At 63.4% G+C, this 19,952-nt stretch carries 20 protein-coding genes; 6 read left to right on the top strand and 14 right to left on the bottom strand.

Annotated features, from left to right (window positions below; genetic code table 11):
- Window positions 1-12: 12 nt before the first annotated feature.
- The 4 genes from WG903_RS03785 to WG903_RS03770 all read right to left on the bottom strand — a co-directional run bounded on the left by WG903_RS03785 (window position 13) and on the right by WG903_RS03770 (window position 9,589).
- A complete protein-coding gene (locus WG903_RS03785; protein WP_340072890.1) occupies window positions 13-5,427 on the bottom strand; it encodes an FtsK/SpoIIIE domain-containing protein in 5,415 nt (1,804 codons plus the stop codon).
- A 1-nt stretch (window position 5,428) separates the two neighbouring features.
- Window positions 5,429-6,880, bottom strand: a complete 1,452-nt coding sequence (locus WG903_RS03780) for a hypothetical protein (protein WP_340072889.1) — start codon at window positions 6,878-6,880, stop codon at window positions 5,429-5,431.
- Window positions 6,877-8,838 carry a hypothetical protein gene (locus WG903_RS03775; protein WP_340072888.1) on the bottom strand — a complete coding sequence of 654 codons (1,962 nt, stop codon included), beginning with the start codon at window positions 8,836-8,838 and terminating at the stop codon, window positions 6,877-6,879. Before WG903_RS03775 ends, WG903_RS03780 begins: the two co-directional genes overlap by 4 nt.
- Window positions 8,839-9,346: 508 nt before the next feature.
- Entirely contained in the window at window positions 9,347-9,589 is a 243-nt protein-coding gene (locus WG903_RS03770; RefSeq protein ID WP_340072887.1) for a hypothetical protein, read from the bottom strand.
- A gap of 121 nt (window positions 9,590-9,710) precedes the next feature.
- Between WG903_RS03770 and WG903_RS03765 the strand changes: the two genes are divergently transcribed.
- The 5 genes from WG903_RS03765 (at window position 9,711) to WG903_RS03745 (ending at window position 12,260) form a co-directional block, all read left to right on the top strand.
- On the top strand, window positions 9,711-10,292 hold the full coding sequence (locus WG903_RS03765) for an NnrU family protein (RefSeq protein ID WP_340072886.1): 582 nt from the start codon (window positions 9,711-9,713) through the stop codon (window positions 10,290-10,292).
- Window positions 10,293-10,392: 100 nt separating this feature from the next.
- On the top strand, window positions 10,393-10,542 hold the full coding sequence (locus WG903_RS03760; RefSeq protein WP_340072885.1) for a hypothetical protein: 150 nt from the start codon (window positions 10,393-10,395) through the stop codon (window positions 10,540-10,542).
- Between the two features lie 76 nt (window positions 10,543-10,618).
- On the top strand, window positions 10,619-10,999 hold the full coding sequence (locus tag WG903_RS03755; RefSeq protein ID WP_340072884.1) for a VOC family protein: 381 nt from the start codon (window positions 10,619-10,621) through the stop codon (window positions 10,997-10,999).
- Between the two features lie 51 nt (window positions 11,000-11,050).
- Window positions 11,051-11,905, top strand: a complete 855-nt coding sequence (locus WG903_RS03750; RefSeq protein ID WP_340072883.1) for an SDR family NAD(P)-dependent oxidoreductase — start codon at window positions 11,051-11,053, stop codon at window positions 11,903-11,905.
- A 55-nt stretch (window positions 11,906-11,960) separates the two neighbouring features.
- Window positions 11,961-12,260 (top strand): hypothetical protein, encoded by a 300-nt coding sequence (locus WG903_RS03745; RefSeq protein ID WP_340072882.1) that lies wholly within the window; start codon window positions 11,961-11,963, stop codon window positions 12,258-12,260.
- On the opposite strand, the gene WG903_RS03740 is transcribed toward WG903_RS03745, so the two are convergent.
- From WG903_RS03740 to minC, 5 genes are all read right to left on the bottom strand, one after another.
- Window positions 12,261-12,482, bottom strand: coding sequence for a hypothetical protein (locus tag WG903_RS03740; protein WP_340072880.1), 222 nt, complete (start codon window positions 12,480-12,482; stop codon window positions 12,261-12,263). It lies immediately after the preceding gene.
- An 85-nt stretch (window positions 12,483-12,567) separates the two neighbouring features.
- Window positions 12,568-13,068, bottom strand: a complete 501-nt coding sequence (locus WG903_RS03735; protein WP_340072878.1) for an SRPBCC family protein — start codon at window positions 13,066-13,068, stop codon at window positions 12,568-12,570.
- A gap of 62 nt (window positions 13,069-13,130) precedes the next feature.
- Window positions 13,131-13,397 carry a cell division topological specificity factor MinE gene (gene minE, locus WG903_RS03730; RefSeq protein WP_340072877.1) on the bottom strand — a complete coding sequence of 89 codons (267 nt, stop codon included), beginning with the start codon at window positions 13,395-13,397 and terminating at the stop codon, window positions 13,131-13,133.
- Window positions 13,398-13,401: 4 nt separating this feature from the next.
- Window positions 13,402-14,217: a septum site-determining protein MinD gene (minD, locus tag WG903_RS03725; protein WP_340072876.1), complete on the bottom strand. Its 816-nt coding sequence runs from the start codon at window positions 14,215-14,217 to the stop codon at window positions 13,402-13,404.
- Window positions 14,217-14,954 (bottom strand): septum site-determining protein MinC, encoded by a 738-nt coding sequence (minC, locus tag WG903_RS03720; protein ID WP_340072875.1) that lies wholly within the window; start codon window positions 14,952-14,954, stop codon window positions 14,217-14,219. Before minC ends, minD begins: the two co-directional genes overlap by 1 nt.
- Window positions 14,955-15,096: 142 nt before the next feature.
- On the opposite strand from minC, the gene WG903_RS03715 reads away from it, so the two are divergent.
- On the top strand, window positions 15,097-15,585 hold the full coding sequence (locus WG903_RS03715; RefSeq protein ID WP_340072873.1) for a hypothetical protein: 489 nt from the start codon (window positions 15,097-15,099) through the stop codon (window positions 15,583-15,585).
- Here WG903_RS03715 and WG903_RS03710 read toward each other — a convergent pair.
- The 5 genes from WG903_RS03710 to WG903_RS03690 are packed head-to-tail and all read right to left on the bottom strand — an operon-like array spanning window position 15,582 to window position 19,928.
- Window positions 15,582-16,259, bottom strand: coding sequence for a UdgX family uracil-DNA binding protein (locus WG903_RS03710; protein ID WP_340072871.1), 678 nt, complete (start codon window positions 16,257-16,259; stop codon window positions 15,582-15,584). The genes WG903_RS03715 and WG903_RS03710 overlap by 4 nt on opposite strands.
- Complete coding sequence (locus WG903_RS03705; RefSeq protein WP_340072869.1) at window positions 16,184-16,882, bottom strand: TIGR03915 family putative DNA repair protein; 699 nt, start codon at window positions 16,880-16,882, stop codon at window positions 16,184-16,186. The genes WG903_RS03710 and WG903_RS03705 overlap by 76 nt, the downstream gene beginning before the upstream one ends.
- The gene (locus WG903_RS03700) at window positions 16,882-17,910 is read right to left on the bottom strand and encodes a lysylphosphatidylglycerol synthase domain-containing protein (protein WP_340072868.1); all 1,029 of its coding nucleotides are present in this window, start codon (window positions 17,908-17,910) and stop codon (window positions 16,882-16,884) included. Before WG903_RS03700 ends, WG903_RS03705 begins: the two co-directional genes overlap by 1 nt.
- 20 nt (window positions 17,911-17,930) lie before the next feature.
- Window positions 17,931-19,163: a cardiolipin synthase ClsB gene (gene clsB / locus WG903_RS03695; protein ID WP_340072867.1), complete on the bottom strand. Its 1,233-nt coding sequence runs from the start codon at window positions 19,161-19,163 to the stop codon at window positions 17,931-17,933.
- Between the two features lie 6 nt (window positions 19,164-19,169).
- Window positions 19,170-19,928 carry an endonuclease/exonuclease/phosphatase family protein gene (locus WG903_RS03690; RefSeq protein WP_340072866.1) on the bottom strand — a complete coding sequence of 253 codons (759 nt, stop codon included), beginning with the start codon at window positions 19,926-19,928 and terminating at the stop codon, window positions 19,170-19,172.
- Window positions 19,929-19,952: the final 24 nt, after the last annotated feature.

The following is a 19,952-nucleotide window of genomic DNA, read 5'->3' as shown; positions in this document are numbered from 1 at the left end:
GTGCGAGGCTGCCTAGCTGACGATCGGAGCCGAATATCGCGCGAACTGAAGTCGGATCTTTGAATTCCCAACCTTTATCAAGGCGTCACCTTTGCCGATCAATTGTTCAGCGCCAGCGTCATCGAGGATGACGCGGCTCTCGCCACTAGTGTTCACTCGCAGCGCAATTCGCCCGGGCAGGTTTCCCTTAACGACAGTATTGACTACATCTACCACTGGCTTCTGGGTCGAAACGATGAGGTGTATGCCTGCAGCGCGCGCCTTCTGCGATAGTCTTTGCAAGTTCTTTTCTATTTTTTTCCGATCTTCTTTATCCGTAATTAGATCGGCGTACTCATCTAGCACGATGATCCATCGTGGCATCGGCCCAATCTTTTCCTGGTACTCGCCGATGCTTCTAATCGCCTGATCCACCATACGGAATTTCTTGTACCTCTCGTCCATCTCTGACGCGGCGCTGTCCAAGAGCCGGATTGCTTCCTCCGCACTCCAAGCTATGTCGCCCTGCGTGTGGGGGAGCGCCCCTAGCGTGGTTAGCTCTGTTTGTTTTGGGTCCACCAACCGAAGCTCGAGCTGAGCGGGGCTATAGAATCTTGTTGCACCTTGCAGCAGTGTGAGCAGGGCCTCGGACTTTCCGCTCCCGGTCACACCCGCAACGAGCAAATGGGGCGAATTCGGGCTGGCCAAATCTACTTCAACAATCGTGCCAGTGAGATCCTCGCCCAGGGGAATCGCAAACCCGTTGCTCGGTTTAATCCAGCGCGCCCACATCTCTTCAGCGTCAACGAAGTAGCGTTCGGGCTCCAACTTAGGGATGGTCAAAAGAACATTGCCAAGGTGCGTTGAACACCCAATCACCGCATCCGATGGTAGTTTGAGTCTCAGCTTGAGGTTTTCGAGTTGTGACTCAATTCGTGTCACGGAAACGCCGTACGCTGGTGTCACAGCGTATTCGACGAATGCCGGGCCTTCCCGATAGGCTTCCTGACCTAAAGGCCTATCTACTCGGACGTGAAACTCCCCAAGTGCGGCCAGCAATCGACGGTAACGCCGCTCTAGTTCTTCAGCAGCAAGCCGGGGTCTCTCCGCGACTGTGGCGGCGCGTTGGATCCTGTTTTGCGAGGCGGGCTGCGCCAGAGGGCTCGCGGCTACCGATTCTGCATGCAGCGGTTGGGATGGCTGTGCCTGTGGCGGCGGGGGTGGCGGAGGAGGAGGTGTTGGAGAACGAGGAGGAGGAGATGGTGGTGGTGGCGCGGGACTATTCGCGCTGCCCATTGAACCGTCTGGTCCCAACGCGTGGGATAGCGCCTCGATCACAACGTCATGCGCAATCCCGGGCGCACCTTCCCAGAAACAACTGTCAAACGCAGCAGGATCGACTCGCACGTCGACGAAACGTTTGTTAATTGCGTCCTCGACTTGTTGCCAAGCAACCTTTTGCCCGGATTCCGTCGTTCCGCCTGCCTGGTACCAAAGCAACACGCCGTCGCCCAAATGGAGATCCACTTCGCCCGCTGAAACGTGGCCCAGCAACGACGCGGCATCATGCACTTCGCTCGGCGATAGTTGAAGCGCCGCGTCTATGACGACCGCAAGACGCTGGCCGATCAATGAAGCGGCGCTACCCGTGGCGCTTCGATAGTGATCGCATAGAGTGCCCAAGTACTGGTGGTATTTGGCAAGCTGGTCGACATGCGCGGCGAGTCGAGCTTCGCCTGCGCTCGGGAATCGCGTCTCCTCCTCGGCTCTAGATAGGCCGTAGTGTTTTATTTCGACAGGAGCCAAACTCACGCAGTAGCGTCCATCAGCCCCGACTGATGCTTGCATTGCCAGCAAGTCAGCGCGCCTGCGAGTGTCGTTGGCTTGCGCGCGGAGGCTGCTTCGAAGGAAGACATCAACCGCATCAACGGGTACGACAAGCCGTGTGCATCCGGGCGCCGCCGCTCTTATCCACTCCACGATGGAGCACAACGCGAAGAAGAAGCCGAGGGCGCCAGTTGCCTGATTATGGCCAACAGCAAGAAGCGCATTCAGTCCGACGGCTCTTGCTGCAAGCGTCTGTACGAGTAGCTGTACCCGCTCTTCGATGGCGGCTTCGGAGAGCGAGCTATTGAGTCGCTGCACCCGATTCCTAATGGCAGTACTCAGTGCGGGAGGCACCGTCGCTAAAACAAAGTATGGCCTAGCGCGTCCAGTCGGGCCGGCGAGATGCCGTAGCATCGGCGCCGGGCGCCAGTCCCACAGCATGTACTGCCCGTCAGCTTGTACCTTCGCGGCATGCGCGATTCCTTGCGGATTTATTCCGAAATCGCTTGCGACCAGCCAGTTCGGTTTTGCCGGCAAGGCAGCGAGATTTGGCCTTATCCGAATGACGTAGCGTTTTCCTGAGGCGTCAGTTTCGTAGGCTGCGATGGCGCGCGACAGGGTGGATTCTTCCGCGCCAGCCCCGCCCAGGCCGTAATCCTCAATTGCGACCATCGTGGCTTGCCGTCGTCTATTGGGAAGCCGCCGCAGGGGCAGGCGCGGTAGCCGGCCGAGCGCTGGAGAGCCTTCGCTCGAAATGCCAAAGCCAGCAGCGGCACTCTCGAGAAAGGTGATGTGAGAGGGTTCGGTTGCGCTGCCACTCACCCATTCAACGTTGAAGCTTGGTCTAGCCTGAGCAAGTGCATCCTGGATTGCGCTAATGCGAGGAATGGGCCCGTCGCGACCCGGCGAATCAACGACTCGAACTCCACTTACACCGTCCAATTCGGCGCTCCCGAGCGCCAACGCCCTAATCTTCGAGAGCACGCCTTCATCGATTGCCACTGATCGGCGGCCCGGACGCGCAGTCGCAAGCTCTATCTGAATCGCTTGAACGTGCGGGGATACTCGCAGGAAATCATCGATAGCAGACGTTACCGAAGATGGGGAGAGGGCCGATACCCCGTCGACCGGAAATTCATCGCCGTTGAGCCAGTCCGGCACCTTAGGTCGCTGAGTGCCGGAGTCGAGCTGAACCATTGCCTGCCAGCCTAGGTAGACGTCCGCATCCTCTGCCTCGATCGGCATTGGCAAAAATCCCGTCAAGCTCCCGAAGTCCTCATCTTCGACTGTGGCTGCGACCGGAAACTGAGTGCCATCCAGCAGACCCAGGGAATCGCCTGGTCGAGCGCCATCATCGAAGGCGGCGCGTAGGCCGACTTGGAGCGCCCACATCCATCCAAGGCGTATGGGGTGCAGCGGACTAAGCAACACGGCTTGTACGAATTGTGTCCCTATCGCGTCGGGGTAGATAGCTACGGTGAACGGGTGCCTCGCCCAGAATCGATCAGAAGCGCTCAATCCGTTGGCCGCGAGCAGCAAAGTGGCGTACGCGCTTAGCAAGTTGTCGACGCGTTCTTGCGGAAGGAATGAGAGATCGATGCGGGAAATGGTCACGCCTTCCGAGGCGCTCTCGGCTTCGAGCTCTTCGATTCGATCGGCAAGGCGCAAAGCGCGATATGCATTTGCCAGCGCGCGGTAAGCAGGGTGCGAAATAAGTGCGCTGGAAGGACGAGCAGGAGTCAAGTCCCCGAGGCGTCTACGTAGAGACTCCGAGCACCATGTGCCACCAGCTACTTCGACCCAAGCGGAACTGTTCCTAGAATCGCTGAGCAGAATTGCGCCGAGCGCGCGGTCGTCGCCCTGTTCCAATTCAGCGCAGAAATGCCGCTCAATCAGGCGGAAGACACTTTCCCGAATGGGCTTGCCACTATCGGGCTGCACGCCCTCGGCTGCGGCTACGACTGGCGCGAGAGGCCGCTGCAACTTGACTTCACCGAGCTCCAAATGAAGTAGCGTGACAGAGGAACCATCGTCGACGATATCGAAATCGGACATCGCGTCGATGATGCCCATTCGCAATTGGGGCGCATCTGTGAGCCAGTTGCGGTCAAGGTGTTGGCCCCCAGCCAACACGTCGTCAACATTGACGCCTGACACCGACCCGCATGCCACGGCGACTTCGTACCGTCCGGGCGTTGGTAGCTTCAACGTCGAGGCGATGCTTCCCCTACTCCAACGAACCGGGCCGCGCTGCGCACTCGCAGACACGCGACTTTCTGGACGAATCTGCACGCAAACTTCACTGCTTCGGACGAGCGCGAAACCTCCATCGCATCGGTCAACCAGATGTTTGGCGATTGCGCCTTTGCTAATAACCTCGAGCGTACAAATGCCCTGTGACTTGACCGGCAGAGCTATGGCGAGTGTGCCTTGCAGGTGGAGTCCCTCTTGCGAAGCGTGCACCGACGCCAAATGAAATGATGCGCTCGACCCGCGTATTCCAGCGACGGCGACCTGCTTCGCCAGATCGCGAATCTCGCCAAGTTGATCTGGAATCTCGGATTGCTGGCGCCAAGGGACGACGAGCTCGATTTCCGGTATCTCGAAAGAGCCCGCCAAGTCATTCATTCCGGGGTCGAGCAACAGAATGGGAGTGGCGGCTGACCAGGGCCGTGGCAGTTCTTTGCCGCTCGCTCGAACCACCAACCGGCCCGTCGCGTCGGAATAAGTATTGGCAAAGTCGTGTTCCGAGAGCTGGGACCAGCCCTCGCGGCGGTTCGAACCAGCAAGCGCGACACGCGCAACCGTGGAATCCGTGCGAAGGGCAATTCGTCCTTGCTCGCCAACCCAATCGATCTGCGCGAGAACTCGGGCTGCACCGGCAGCAGTCGGAATGTGCTCAAGGCGCGCTAGCTCGGCGGCTATCGTTGCAGGATCGGACCACCGCGCATTCAGTACCCGGACGTAGTCGCGAGCGGATATCCTGAGTGCGAGGCCTTCGGCAGGTACTGGCAGGCCGGCTGCGCCATAGACTTCGCGAATATCTCCTTGGTGTTTTACCAACAACGACAACCATTGCTCCAAATGGAGCCACCAGTCCGAGGCGCTGCTTCCCTGACCGCTGCCAGTCTGCTCATAAACGGACGCCAGAAACTTGGCGACTTCGATAAAGGCCCCGCGGAAATCCTCTTCGTGTGCGGCAGAAAGCTTGAGGTCATCTTGCACCACGTCTGCAAGGTGTATGAGGAACCTGTCCGCGTCGGCCATACCAGTACCACGCGTCGCTGAGGAACCGGCCGGGAAACCCGCAGAGAGCAGCAGCGGATAAACGCTGGTATAGGTTGCCATGCCCCGGTTGTCGCTCGCGTAGGCGATTGCCAAATGGGAGCCCTGGCGATACATCGCCAGTTCTCGAAAGTCTACGGAGGGCTCGATTCCGCCTACATCCGACCGGTGATCGTGAGCGAACATCGCGAACGCGGGCTCGCCAGGAATTTCGCGGTTCGCACCCTCCAGAACACGAGCAACAAACTCGGGCGGGAGGTCGTCAGGTAGCTCGAGAAGCAACTGGCCGCCAGTGTTTCTGGCTAGCCGCGCTAGGGCCCGTCCAACAGCGAACATTTCACGCCCTCCCGAAACCTAGATCGATTTCGATTCCTGCATCCCCATCGGGGGCGCTGGCACAGAGTCCCGCGCGCTCGAGCTCGCCAATGAGGAAGTCAATGCGAGGCATGAACCCTAGCGCGTGAAGTCCGCTCAATATGTCGCCGAGCCGGATTACGACGCGAGGATCTCCCGAGACCGCGGACATAGCCACGATCCATTCGGGCCCAGGTGAGACATGCGTGTAGTTTCGGGCGACCGTGCGCAACAGCGCGGTATTGTCCCCGTCGTCCATAGAGGCTCTTGCTAGCAAGGAGTACCTCACGGTTTCTAACAGGTTTGGGATGCCTGACTTGTCCCCCCCGCCGGATAAAGCTGCATGAACCATGTCTCGATCAACCTGGCGAAGCCGAGCGCGCATTTTCTGAATGAAGTCACTGAGACTTTCCGCTTCGATGCTCGACTCGGTCGCGATCTCGTCGATGGCCTTGCGACAGGCGAGACCGATGGTAAGCAATCGCTTGATGAAGGGCATGACATCCCGCTGGGCGATTCCGCCGGTCTGGTATGGGACCAGCGGCGATGCTGGCGCCAGCGCAAGCCGGCGCACTTGAACCGCCTCCTTGCCATCCAACATGCCCCGCGCCAGCTCCTTGTAGAAGTTTGCCTCCCACAAATAAGCGAAGCCTAAAGAATGCCGCAGCAAACACACCGCCCAGCTGGTCCAGCGTCGCGGGGGGAGGCTTGTATACCAATACTCCGAACACAATCGATCCCAGCTTGAGCGAAACCAGGAAAACGGCGTTCCAATATCCTTTTCCAAAACCTCTGCAATCCACCAGCTCGGGACTTCAGCGGCCGCGGCCGAGCTATCGACGATGCCCGTCACTTGGGGAGGCCAGACGCGGGACGAGACGTACGGGCTAAGCGCCGATTCCGCAAGCGCTCGCTCAATGTGTTTCAGTGGCTGTTGCGATGCATAGTAGGACGCAGCTTCGAACCAGCGTTCTGCTGCGGATGGTCCTTTGCCCCCACCAAGCCTATAGAACGTATCAATGATGTTGGCAAAATTCGGTGGGCTTTTTGTACCGAGTCCACCCACGGCGTCTTGAAGCAGCGCACCGGCGACACCGATTGCCGATGAAGCATATCCGATGCCTTTCGCAGGCTGTACTCCCATTAGGGAATTCGAAATCGCCCTGGTGATATCGTCGTTGTGGGCGCCCCCTCCAACCAGCAGTCCTTGCTGAACTAGCTTGTCACGGAAGTCGGCCTGCCGCTCGCCAAGAGGCATAGTCTGCTCGATTTTGACGAGACGCTTCTTTGTCGGGGAGCCGAGCCGCTTGTAAATGAGGCCTGTGCCAGAGCTGTTTGGGGACCGCGCAATAACGGACCAAGCTAGAGCAGACAACAACACTTCTGGACTCGATGGGTACTGTGGACGCTTTAGTGACGGGAATTGAAAAGTCATACGCCGAGCTCCACGTGAGCTGCGCCTAGAAGCCCTACCAGGCGGGCGTGAGCTTCGGGCAGTGCATCGAGGCTGGCCGCCCTGCATCGCTCCAAGCGAGCCTCAACGAAGGCCGTTGACTCGGTCTGCCCGGCGCGCTCTTCCTGGCAAGCCAGGGTTTCGCGAACCAAAGCGAAGTCGAGCGTCAATTGACCCACAACCGTATTGGTCCCAGCAAGAAAGCACTCGATGACGGGGCGCACCCCAAGGTGAACAATGCGCAATGCGATCGGCGAGTAGTCAAATAGGCGAGCCAAAGTAGGCTCGCGGCCATGGGCGCGCATTCGTATCGGCTCGGCCCGCGCCGAAAAGGCAGGCAGGGCGACGTTGTGGGGAGGGCTTCCCTCTTGATTTGGGTATAGCAGCGCACGGATTGCTTCGCTGAACCTGATGGGAAGCGCCGTGTTGCTTCGTGCGGACTGTTCGCAAGCCCTCCATTGGTGAATGGCTTGCTCGTTTCCCAGGCTGCCACTCCCTGTCGCAGCCAATCGAAGCATGTAGCCACCCAACCAAGAGATTAGCCGGCGACGGGCCGCATCGCTGCATTCGTCAGTCTCAATGAATGCGAGCAAGGCGCTCTCAAGGGCGCGATCAAAAGGCGACCAAACGCCAGCAAGCAGCTCTCGGCAACTAGCAGTCTCGCTCGGTCGCTCGCCCATCGCAATTGACTGCATGCCAGCTTCGATTGCGGAACTATCTCGCGTGCGCCATGCAGATGGGTCCACAAGCGCCAGACCGCTGTGCACGGGGGTGCTCGGCGGATACCAAGCCTCGGCCTCTCGAGTTCGGGGTATCGGGGCACGATACAGAGCGTTATGCATTCGGAAGCGCGAGAGGTCCAGTAGATTGCGAAGTCGGTCCCAGGTGGTCTGCGCCTTGTCAACCGATCGGAGGAGCTGGTCGACAATGTCCAATGCTGCTCCGCCCTCGCCATCGGGCGCCACGCGTGATCCCAGTACTGAGAGTGCAACCAATCCCCAAACGTCGCGATAGCTAAAAAACTTTCCGGCGGCGATTTCGGCGGACGCAATCGCTGCAGCCCATCTGTCTATTCCATGGGTGCCGGAGAGTTGTTCGAGATTCGCGCGAATGGGGCAAAGTCGATCGCGTTGCGCCCCTTCCGGCGCGCATCGGTCGACGACCTGAGTGATCAGCGCCGCGGCGCGCGCGGGCCCACCGTTTGGCGGGACTTCGAACAGTGACGATGCATCGACCGCCAATGCAACCAAGCGCATTTGGCGCCCGCCGACGATCATCTTTACCTCATGACAATTCGCTCTTACGCTAATCGAGTCATCGTGCAGGAGAGGAGCGCCCATGTGCGTGGCGATGGGGTAGTTCGGATTCGCTAACCAACGCAAGACTTCCGTTGAGAGCTTGTTGATGGGCGCGCCGGTTTGGGCAAGCTCCTTCAGTTCATCGACGAGGATGCCTCGGTTGACGCCGCAGAACGCGACCACTGGCTTTTTCGCAGAGCGTTTCCACCACGCAGTCAAATCAGATGCGAGCGCCACATTCTGAGTCTTGGGATAGTCGGTCAGTGGCGCGATTGTCGCGTCGTTCAGTAAGACGAAATCGGCGTCTTTCCGATGCGCCTGATGGAGGCGCCTAGCAAGGCGATCGCTCGTTGGCAATTCGATGCCGAGGCGGGCGGTGAGTTGACGAATAGCAAACGACTTGCCGTTGCCGGCGCCGCCTAAGAGAAAGTAGGCGGTCAACCCTTCGCGGCGACCTTCGTTTGTCAGTGCATCGTCGATCAATTCACTGACGCCGGGAAGCAACTCTCCCGTTGGCCACCATGCATCGTCAGCGAAATTTGGACGTGCGGCAACGTCTTCACCACCAAATGCTCTCTGCTGGAGTCGGCCGAGATTTGAAGGCTTGATGGCGATCGTCTTATTGTCGTTGCTGATGCCCAAATATCTCTCCGGCTCGCGCTCTGAAGCAGTTTGCATGTCGTCACCTCGTTTCCCCCCGGGCTCGCGATGCTAGCTTCGGCTCTCTACTAGGCGCCACCCTTTGGCGGAAGAGTCTAGTCGTCTCTTCGCGTCAAAGCAAAAGCGATGAAACCTTGAGAGTTTGTGATAGGGAGGCCTTCCGTTAGCGTGCTAATCCTCAGGCGCGTCGGCAGGATCAGCATCGGGGCGAACCCGAAAGCGCTAACCGAAAGCCAGCAAGATGGTGCGGGGCGCCGGGTGCGGCTTCGAGATGTCGACTACGACGATCGTCCCCCTTTTCCCGGATGGCCGCGTGTCCCCGCAAGACCGCAAACGCTTCGCGATTGCTGCCGCAATCAGGCCGACATTACCCCAGGGGCGCGGCGGAGGGCACGCGAAGCGCACCAAGCAATTCCGCCCCGCTTGCAGTTCGCAAGATCGGGCACCGGTCAAGAAACTTAGGTTTCGAGTTCTCGTGAATTGCTACTGGTCACTTATTCGCATGCCTCTTGTCATGCCTCGCCCGATCCTTCTGCCCACTAGGCCCTCCGGCCTTCGGATCCGCCGGCTTCTCCACCTTCCGCCCCATCTTCGTGTTGCGCCCGGTCGTCGGGTTCTGGCCGGTCAGCACCTGCGCGCGGTCCAGCTTCTTTTCCTCGGGCGGCAGGTTCCATGCGCCCTGCTGCGGGTGCTCGTTCAGGGCCTTCATCGGGTGGGCGCTGGTGCGGGACATGGCGTTTGCTCCTGGGGTTGCCATCAATTTGCGCTGCCGGATGGGCTGCGTCTGTAGGCGCCGTTCCCGACCTGCTGAGGTGTACCATCCCGCCCAACTTTTCTAGCGTGGAGGCGGCTGCATGGCGCTGATGATCCTGGGCCTGGTGATCTTCCTCGGCGTGCACTCCACGCGCATCTTCGCGGACCCGTGGCGCACGGCCATGATCCAGCGCATCGGGCCGTGGCCGTGGAAGGGGCTGTATGCCCTGGTGTCCATCCTCGGCTTCGTCCTGATCGTCATGGGCTTCCATTCGGCCAAGCAGGAATCGATGGTGCTGTACGTCACGCCCAACTGGATGAAGCACGTGACGGCGCTGCTGATGATGCTGTCGATGACGCTCTTCGTCGCCGCGTACATCCCGCGCAACTGGTTCAAGGCGCGCTTCCACCACCCGCAGGTGCTGTCGGTGAAGACCTGGGCGGTGGCGCACCTGCTGGCGGTGGGCGTGGTGGCCGACGTGGTGCTCTTCGTGTCGCTGCTGGTGTGGGCGGCGCTGAGCTTCAGCGCGGCGCGAAAGCGCGACCGCGACGCCAACACCGTGTACCCCCCGGGCAACGCCGTGGGCACCACGATCACGATCGCCGCCGGGCTGGTGGCGTGGTCGGTGTTCGCGCTGCTCCTGCACGGGCCGTTGATCGGCGTGCGCCCGCTCGGCTACTAAGTCACTGGATCCCGGCCTGCGCCGGGATGACACGCGCGAAGTGATGCCGCGCGCGCAAGCGCTCCTAGCATGGCCTTCCGTTCACTCGATAGGAGAGACCATGAGCAAACAGTCGCGCCTGAACAAGGAAAAGGCCGCCCGCGCGAAGGCCGAAGAGGAAAAGCGCCGCGGCCAGCGGCAGCCCCAGCCGCAGGAGCGCCGCAAGGAGCTGGACCCCGGCCAGGGCGAGAAAGACAGCCGCCGCTCCTGACAGCAGATGTCACCCCGGGCCTTGACCCGGGGTCGCGCGCCGTAGAACCATGGCGCTTCATCCAAGGAAGCCAGCCATGCCCGTCATCTCCCACGTCTCCGTCGGCAGCAACGACATGAAGCGCGCCAAGCCGTTCTACGACGCGGTGCTCGCCACGCTCGGCTACAAGTGCCTGGGCGATTACGGCGAAACGGCCGGCTACGGCACCGAATTCCCCGAGTTCTGGGTGGGCCAGCCGCACGACGGTGGCAAGGCCGCGCCGGGCAACGGCACGCACATCTGCTTCAATGCCCAGCGGCGCGAGCAGGTGGACAACTTCCACGCCAAGGCGCTGGAGCTCGGCGGCGCCGACGACGGCAAGCCCGGCCTGCGGCCCGAGTACACGCCCGACTATTACGCAGCCTTCGTGCGCGACCCCGACGGCAACAAGATCGAAGCAGTCTGCTTCGTGAAGTAAGAAAGTCGCTCTCCGACAGCGCCGCGGCGCTGCGCTTCTAGGATGGGTGCTATGGCAATCACTCATTCTCTGCGGCCGCTCGCGGTCGTAACGGGCGCCTCATCGGGCATCGGCTACCACCTGGCGCGCTGCGCCGTCGAGGAGGGCTTCGACCTGGTCGTGGCCGCCGACACGCCGCTCGACGAAGCGGTCATGGACTTCAAGTCGCTGGGCGCGCAGGACGTGGTGTGCGTGCAGGCCGACCTGGCCACGCGCGAAGGCGTGGACCAGCTGTGCCACGCGCTGGACGGCCGCGAGGTCGACGTGCTGCTGGCCAACGCGGGCCACGGCGCGGCCGGGCCCTTCCTGGAGCTGGACATCGCCGACATCCAGCACGTGATCAACACCAACGTCACCGGCACCATCTACCTTATCCAGCAGGTGGCGCGCGGCATGGTGGCGCGCGGCCAGGGCCGGATCCTCATCACGGGCTCGATCGCAGGCTTTCAGCCGGGGAGCTTCCACGCCGTCTACAACGGCAGCAAGGCCTTCATCGATTCGTTCGGCGAGGCTCTGCGCAACGAGCTGAAGGACACGGGCGTGTCGGTGAGCATCCTGATGCCCGGCGCCACCGACACCGAGTTCTTTGCGCGCGCGCACCTGCAGGGCACCTACATGGGCGACGACCTGAAGAAGGACGACCCGGCCAAGGTGGCCAAGGCCGGCTGGGACGCGATGATGGACGGCGAGGCCGACGTGGTCTACAGCGTCAAGAACAAGCTGCAGGTGATCGCCTCGAAGGTGATGCCGGCGCAGGCCGTGGCGGCCATGCACCGCAAGATCGCCGAGCCGGGGTCGTCGAAGGAGGCGAAGAAGGAGGCCCAGAAGGAGCGGGCGGTGGCCAAGAAGGACGGCGCGGACAAATAGTCGCAGCGGCAAATCCTGCATATCATGCGGGCAGCTACCTGGACAGGAGGCTGCCATGAGGACCGTGCTGGTTCGCTACAAGGTCAAGCCGGACGCGGCCGCGGAAAACGAGCGGCTGATCGGCGCCGTGTTCGCGCAGCTGGAGCGCGACACGCCCGAAGGCCTGCGCTACCAGGTGTTCAAGGGCGCCGACGGCGTGAGCTTCACGCACGTGTCCGCGTTCGACACGAACGACGGCAACCCGCTCACAAAGTTGACGGCCTTCAAGGCGTTCACGGCGGGGATCGCGGAGCGGTGCGAGGAGCCGCCGGTGACCACGCAGGTCGAGGCGGTGGGGAGGTTCGACAACCTCTAGCTAGATGCCGGCGGGGCGCAGCGTGGGCTGATTGAGGTCGGCGAACGCGAAGCTGCGCGCCAACCCGAACTGGCAACCCTTGGGGCGGTAGGTGCCGTCGTCCTGTTTCACGAACAGCTGCTGGCCGACCAGCAGGCGCCGCAGCATGGGCTCCAGCTCGCCAAGGATGGCGGGGCTGAGCCAGGCGGCGATCACGGAGCCGGGGTGGTAGGTGTCTTCCACAGGGCCGATTGTGTGGGCACCGGGGTGTGGCGTCTGTAATCCAGACGACTTTTAGAGGCAGGGCTCTGGATGCGTTGCGTGTGGGTCACACGCCCCCCGGGCGTGTAAAGCCACCCCAGGTCTTGGTGGTGAGCACCTTTTCCAGGTGGTCGAGCATCTTTTCCCACCCTTGCTCGGTGCGCTTGGCGTTGACTTTGGCGTCTTCGCCCTCGCCCAGGTCGTGCGTGAGGACCAGGTCGGTCACGCTGATGCCCATGGGCAGGAAGTCCAGCGTGACCTTCGTTGGCTCTTCCGTGTACGGCTCGACCACGAACTCGAAGGTGATGCGCTTGGGGCGGTCGATCTCGAGGAACGTGCCGCGGTGCTGCGCGTCGAAGAAGCTCTCGTCGCCGTCGGCCACCGGGCGGCGGTCGGTCACCACGAACTGGCCACCCACGGCCGGCTCGATCTCGCAATGCATGATGTTTCCCGTGCGCGTGGCGAAGAGGAAGCGCGCGGCAATGGCAGGCATCAGCCACGCGTCGAACACCTTGTCGGCCGACACGTTGTAACGGTGCGTCACGCGCACGGTCACGGGGGAGGACATGCCCCCGAGTTTAGCCCTGCCGTGGGGCCTCGTATAGACAACCGTCGTGTTAGGTACTGGCCCTAACGCGCGGCATCGGGCAATTCGATCTTCACCTCGAGCACTTCCAGGTTGTCCTGCTTCTCCAGGTGCAACTTGATGTCACGCGGGTCGATCTTGATGTACTTGCCGATCACGGCCACCAGGTCGCGCTGCAGGGCCGGCAGGTAGTCGGGCTGGCCGGCGTTGCGGCCCGCGCGCTCGTGCGCCAGGATGATCTGCAGCCGCTCCTTGGCGACGCCGGCGGTCTTCTTCTTTTCGCCCAGGAGGAAGGAAAGGAACGAGCCCATCGCGTCACTTCGCCCCGAACAGGCGCGCGAAGAAGCCGCCCTTGGCCGCATCGATGAAGCGCATCGGCACGTCCTTGCCCAGGAAGCGCTGCACCACGTCCTTGTAGGCCTCGCTCACGTCGCTGCCTTTCAGGTGCACGGCGGGCAGGCCCTGGTTGGAGGCCTGCAGCACCGTCTCGCTTTCGGGGATGACGCCCAGCAGCTTGATGCGCAGGATGTCCTGGATGTCCTCCAGCGACAGCATCTGGCCCTGGTCGACGCGGCTCGGGTTGTAGCGCGTGATCAGCAGGTGCTCCTTGATCGGCTCCTTGCCTTCGATCGCGCGCTGGGTCTTGCTGGCCAGCATGCCGAGGATGCGGTCGGAGTCGCGCACCGACGACACCTCGGGGTTGGTCACCACCAGCGCCTCGTCGGCGAAGTGCATGGCCATGAGCGCACCGGTCTCGATGCCCGCGGGCGAGTCGCACACGATGTAGGCGAAGCCCATCTCGGCCAGGTCCTTCAGCACCTTCTCGACGCCGTCCTTCGTCAGGGCTTCCTTGTCGCGCGTCTGGGAAGCAGCGAGGACGAACAGGTTGTCGCACTGCTTGTCCTTGATCAGCGCCTGGTGCAGGTTGGCCTCGCCGTGGATCACGTTGACCAGGTCGTACACCACGCGCCGCTCGCAACCCATGATGAGGTCCAGGTTGCGCAGGCCGACGTCGAAGTCGATGACGGCCGTCTTGTGGCCGGCCAGCGCCAGGCCCGACGCGAAGCTGGCGCTGGTGGTGGTCTTGCCCACCCCGCCCTTGCCGGAGGTAACGACGATGATTCTTGCCATTAGGTTCCTTGGTTGATCGCTTCGATCACGAGCTTGCCGTCCGCGCCGCCCTCCAGGCGCACCTGCGCCGGGTGGCCGAGCACCTCGGCGGGTAACGGCACTTCGCTCGTGCGGTAGATGCCGGCGATGGAGATCAATTGCGCCTCCATCGCCAATGAAAAGATGCGCGCGTCGGTGTTGCCTTTCGCGCCAGCCATGGCCTTGCCGCGCAGGGGCGCATAGACGTGGATGTGGCCGTCGGCGATCACTTCGGCGCCGGGGTTGACCATTTGCATCACGACGAGGTCGCGCCCGCGCGCATACACCTGCTGTCCCGAGCGCAGCGGCTTGTCGACGACCAACGCCCCCAAAGGCTTGTCATCCCGGCGCAGGCCGGGATCCAGTGGCTTCTGCGCGGCCGCCACCACGCGCAGCTCGTTGGCCACCGCCAACCCCTTCAACACCCCCTGCTCCATCTGCTCGGCACTCCCCCCGCGCACCGCCACCGGCTGCACGCGATAGCCGCGCAGCAAGTGCAGCAACTCGCCGAAGTCGACCTCGCCCTGGCCGCCGAGCGGCGACAAATCGAGCACCATCGGGTCGTTGTCGAAGAACTCCGGCACCTCGCCGAAGCGCGCCTTGAGCTCCTCGGCCATGGCGGCGAGGTCGGTGGACTTGACGAGGAGCGACACCAGCGGGAGGTTCGCGCTCTTGATCTCGAACGTGGCAGGGGCGCGTCCTGCGAGGGCAACGGTCATTGGGAAAACAGCAGCTGAGCCGTGAAAGGCCGCGCATATTAGCAGCGCGTGACAGGCCACGTCCTACAGATTCTGTTGCGAATTGCACGTGGTTGTTCGGCTGCGCGCGGGCCACACTGCCCATGATGACCAGGAGCGCACCATGAAGATCCTGCACACGCCCCATCACTGGCTCGCCGTCACCATCGTGCTCGCGGTCGCGATGCTCACGATGTCGCTGGCGCACGGCCAGCAGCGCAACGACGCCGGCGTAACGTTCCAGGGCCGCCCCGCGATGGCGGGCGCGCAGTCCGGCACCGGCGCGTTGGCCGGCCCCGCGCAAGGCGGCATCGGCATCCAGGGCAGCGACAACGCGGGCGTGGCATTGCGTCCGCCTTCGGGGCTGCGCGACATGCCTCAAGGCACGGTCACCGCCAGCGGCGACGCGATCGCCGTCAACAAGGCGGTGCGCGACGACAAGGACATCGTGAAGCGCGATCGTGACAGCGACGTGATCAAGCGCGACCGCGATTCCGGCGTGGCCAAGGACGAACGCAGCACGGTCAAGAAGACCAAGCGCGCGGCCAAGAACGTGGTGAAGCAGGCCAGGCACGGCGTGCCCACGGTGGACAGCACGCGCACGCCGGGCTAGGCCAGCGCCTTCTTCGCCTTCGACAGGTCCTGCACGAACGCCGCGAAAGCGGCGTCCCTGTCTTGCGGGTCGCCGCGCAGCAGCGCCGACGGGTGCAGCGTGACCAGCACCTTGCGGCCGTCTTCGCGCTCCAGCCACTTGCCGCGTTCGGCCATCACGCCCACCTTGTAGCCCATCAGCGACAGCGCCGCGGTCGAGCCGAGCGCGACGAAGGCCTGCGGCTTGACGATGGCGATCTCGTCGTCCAGCCAGTGGTGACAGGCGGCAACCTCGCGCTGCGTCGGCGTCTTGTGGATGCGGCGCTTGCCACGCAGCTCGTACTTGAAGTGCTTCACTGCATTGGAGACGAAGACTTTCTCCGCGGGCACGCCCGCCGCTTCGAGCGCACGCGCGAGCAACTTGCCCGCCGGCCCGATGAACGGGTGGCCCAACTTGTCTTCCTGGTCGCCGGGCTGTTCGCCCACCAGCATGAGTTTCGCTCTGGGGTTGCCTTCGCCGATCACGGATTGCGTGGCGATGAACCCGATCGGGCACTCGCGGCAACGCATCGTGGCGGCCTTCAGTGCGTCGAGCGAAGTGATCTCGACGACTGCGCTCGTCATGGCGGCGGTGCGAGCGAGTCGTTGACCGCGATGGCGTGGTCGCCAAAGATGTGGCCGTAGGCCGCGAGCCACGCGCTGTCGCGCTCTTCGTAGGTGGGGGCCTGCGCGCGCGGCAGCCCCGGTGCGAAGTGCAGCTTGTGGCCGTCGCTCTCCACGCTGAGCTCGGGCGTGAAGATCACCCAGCGCTCCTCGTGCATGCGCTTGGAGAACCAGGGCGCGACGGCTTCGAGGATGTGGTGCGTGGGTTCGTAGAAGGCGACCTGCAGCGTCTGCGCGGCGCCGAAGTCGATCTCTCGGAACTTCACGAAAGCCTTCATCTTGTGGATGTCGCGCCTCACGGCCTGCGCCATCTGGTGCGCGTGCTGCATGTCGGCATCGACCGGGTCGTGGCGCAGCGACGGCTCATGCACCAGCCGCCACAGCAGGCGGTACAGCAGCGCGAAGCGCTCGGGGTCGTGGTGCAGCACCACCACCTCGCACAGGCGCAGGAACGACGCGGGAACGATGGCCGATGCGGCGTTGACGGTGGACTTGCGCGCGGGCGACGACGGGTCGCTGAAGAACTCGGCGTTCTGCGCGTGGGCGGTCTGCCACTCGACGCCGTCGGGCGGCACCTGGTGGGCCAGCAGCGCGCGCGCCTCCTCGCGGAACCCCGCAAGGTCGGTCTCGCTCGCCAGGCGCGCCTGCATCACCATCAGACCTCACCCTCCCTGAGCCGCAGCGCACGCCGGTGATGCTTGGAGCGGTACTCCATCACCAGGTACATGACCAGCGCGATCGCCAGCGGCAACATGTAGTAGATGGCACGGTAGCCGAGCAGCGCACCGATGAGCCGGCCTTCGCTGACGATGTGCGAAAGAAGTGCCACAAACACGAATTCGAACACGCCCAGGCCCGCCGGCACGTGCGCGATGACGCCCGCGATCGCACCGATGAGCAGCACGGTGAGCACGTCGGCGTAGTGCAGGCGCTGGCCCAGCAGTACGTAGATGACGCCGGCCATCAGGCACCAGTTCACGCACGAGATCACGTACTGCAGCACCGCCAGGCGCCAGGGCGGCAGGTAGATCTCGTGACCCCTCCAGTCCCAGCTGTGGTCGCCGTAGTACACGCACGCGGCGAGGTAGGCCACGGAGATCGCCACCAGCAACGCGCCGACCCACTGCATACCGTGGTTGCCCATGTGCCAGGACGGCGGCAGCACCAGGGGGTGCACGATGAACAGCACGCCCGCGAGCAGCTTGTAGCCGAGCCAGTTGGTCAGCATGCTCATCGACACGATGCGCGTGATGACGCCGTTCTTCAGGCCGAGGCGCGAGTACAGGCGGTAGCGGAAGCCGACGCCGCCGACGATGGAGCCGATGCACAGGTTGAAGGCGTAGCTCACGAAGTTCACGGCCATCACGGTCGGCACCGGCAAGGTGTGGCCCGTGTACTTGCGGCCGATCAGGTCGAAGCAGCTGTACAGGAGGTGGCTCAGGGCCGCGAGGCCGATGGCGAGTGCCAGCGTGGAGACGGGGATTTCCGTGACCGAGTCCCACACTTCCTGCCAGTCGAGGTTGCGCGCGTAGCGCACCAGCAGCCACAGCACCGCGCCGAAGAACGCGATCGACAGGCCGCGCTTAACCCAGGTCCACCACTCCTGCGAGCGCCAGTGCTGCGGATGGCCCGCAGGGTGCCTGGTGCCGCGCGCGCGGGGCCGCGCCAGGGCGCTGCGGGGCAAGGTACGGCCATCCACTGCGCCTACCTCTTGTTCTCGTAGACCGGATCGAGGCGGTCGTGGCGCGCGGGCAGCAGGCGCGGCACGTGCCGCGGCAGCCACGAGGCCCAGCCCGGGTAGCGGCGCGTGAAGTGGAAGGCGAAGAAGCTGCGCACCAGGTCCCAGCCGCGCAGCTCGCCGGCCTCGTCGCTGGTGATGCGCTTGCAGCTGTGCCGCATCAGGTGCTCGAGCCGGCTGTACAGGTGCGCGTTGAACGCGCGGTCGCGGATGATGACGTTGGCCTCGAGGTTGAGCGCCAGGCTCAGCGGGTCGAGGTTGCTCGAGCCCACCGTGGCCCACTCGTCGTCCATCAGCGCCACCTTGCCGTGGAAGGGCCGCTCGCAGTATTCGTGGACCTGCACGCCCGCGCCCAGCAGCAAGTGGTACAGCATGGTCGCCGCCGTCTTGACGATCGGCATGTCGGGCTCGCCCTGCAGGATCAGGTGCACGTCGACGCCGCGGCGTGCCGCGCGGCGCAGCTCGCGGATCAGGCGGTAGCCTGGGAAGAAGTAGGCGTTGGCGATGACGATGCGCTTCTTCGCGGAGCGGATGGCGATGCGATAGTGGCGCTCGATGTCGCTGGTGTGGTCGCCGTTGTCGCGCACGACGAACATCGCGTCGGCGTCGCCTTCGTGCGCCAGCTCGTGCGGCTGTGTGCGCAGCTGCCGGCGCCAGCGCCACCAGTCGCGCTGCTTCTGGTAGCGCTGCCCTTGCGCCAGCGCGGCGTGCGTGAAGCGGTGGATCTCGGCCACCAGCGGGCCGTGGATCTCCACCGAGTAGTCCTGCTTGGCCTCGGGCCCGAAGTCGGCCAGGTGGTCGGCCGAGTAGTTGATACCGCCGACGAAGGCCACCTCGCCGTCGACCACCACGATCTTGCGGTGCATGCGGCGCAGCAGGTTCAGGCGCTGGCCGAAGACGCGCTTGCCCGGGTCGAACACATGCATGCGCACGCCGGCTTCCTTGAGCGTGGCGATGAAGTGGTTGGACAGGTCGGGCGAACCGAAGCCGTCGATGGTCACGTCCACCTGCACGCCCCGGCGGGCGGCGGCGATCAGCGCCTCGTGCAGCTGCAGGCCGACCTTGTCCTCGAACAGGATGAAGGTCTCCAGAATCACCTCGCGCTTCGCATTGGCGATGCACGCGAACGCGCGCGGGAAGAACGCCTCCCCGTTTTCAAGCAGGCGGATGTCGTTGCCGGGAATCCATCGCGACTTCATGGTGCCTCAGAGGTGGATCTCCGCGGCCAGCGGCGCGTGGTCCGACAGGTGCGACCACGGCCGGCGCGGCAGCACCACGGGCAGGTGCACCGAGGCGTCGCGCACGTAGATGCGGTCCAGCGACAGGATGGGGAAGCGCGCGGGGAAGGTCTTGGCGGCCTCGCCGTACGCGCTGACGAACACTTCGTGCAGGCCCACCTCGCGCTCGAGGATGTCGTGGGCCTTGCGGCGCCAGTCGTTGAAGTCGCCCGCGACGATCAGCGGCGCTCCATCGGGCACTTCGCTGCGCACGATGTCGCACAGCAGGGACAGCTGCTGCTGCCGGTGCGATTCGGCCAGGCCCAGGTGCGCGCAGATGGCGTGGATGTCGGTGGTGTGGCCCGGCATGCGGATCACGCAGTGCAGGAGGCCACGCTTTTCGGGGCCGGCCACCGACACGTCGTGGTTCTGGTACTGCACGATCGGGAACTTGGACATCACCGCGTTGCCGTGGTGGCCGCGCGGATAGACCATGTTGCGGCCGTAGGCGTACTGCGGCCAGATCTCGTCGGCGAGGAACTCGTAGTGGGGCGAGTCCCAGCTGCCGGCCTTGTGCTCGCCGTTCGTCCCCATGACTTCCTGGAGGAAGACGATGTCGGCGCCGACCTTGCGGACGGCGTCGCGCAGCTCGGGCAGGATGAACTTGCGGTTGAATGTCGTGAAGCCCTTGTGGATGTTGACCGTCATCACGGTCAAGGCCGGGGCGGAAGCCTGTGTCTCGCTCATGGTGGGCACGTCTTCAGCGGGTAT

Source organism: Ramlibacter sp. PS4R-6, from assembly GCF_037572775.1.
Taxonomy (GTDB): Bacteria; Pseudomonadota; Gammaproteobacteria; order Burkholderiales; family Burkholderiaceae_C; genus Ramlibacter.
The sequence above is the reverse complement of the archived record's forward strand: the minus strand, read 5'-3'. Positions and strand labels throughout refer to the sequence as shown.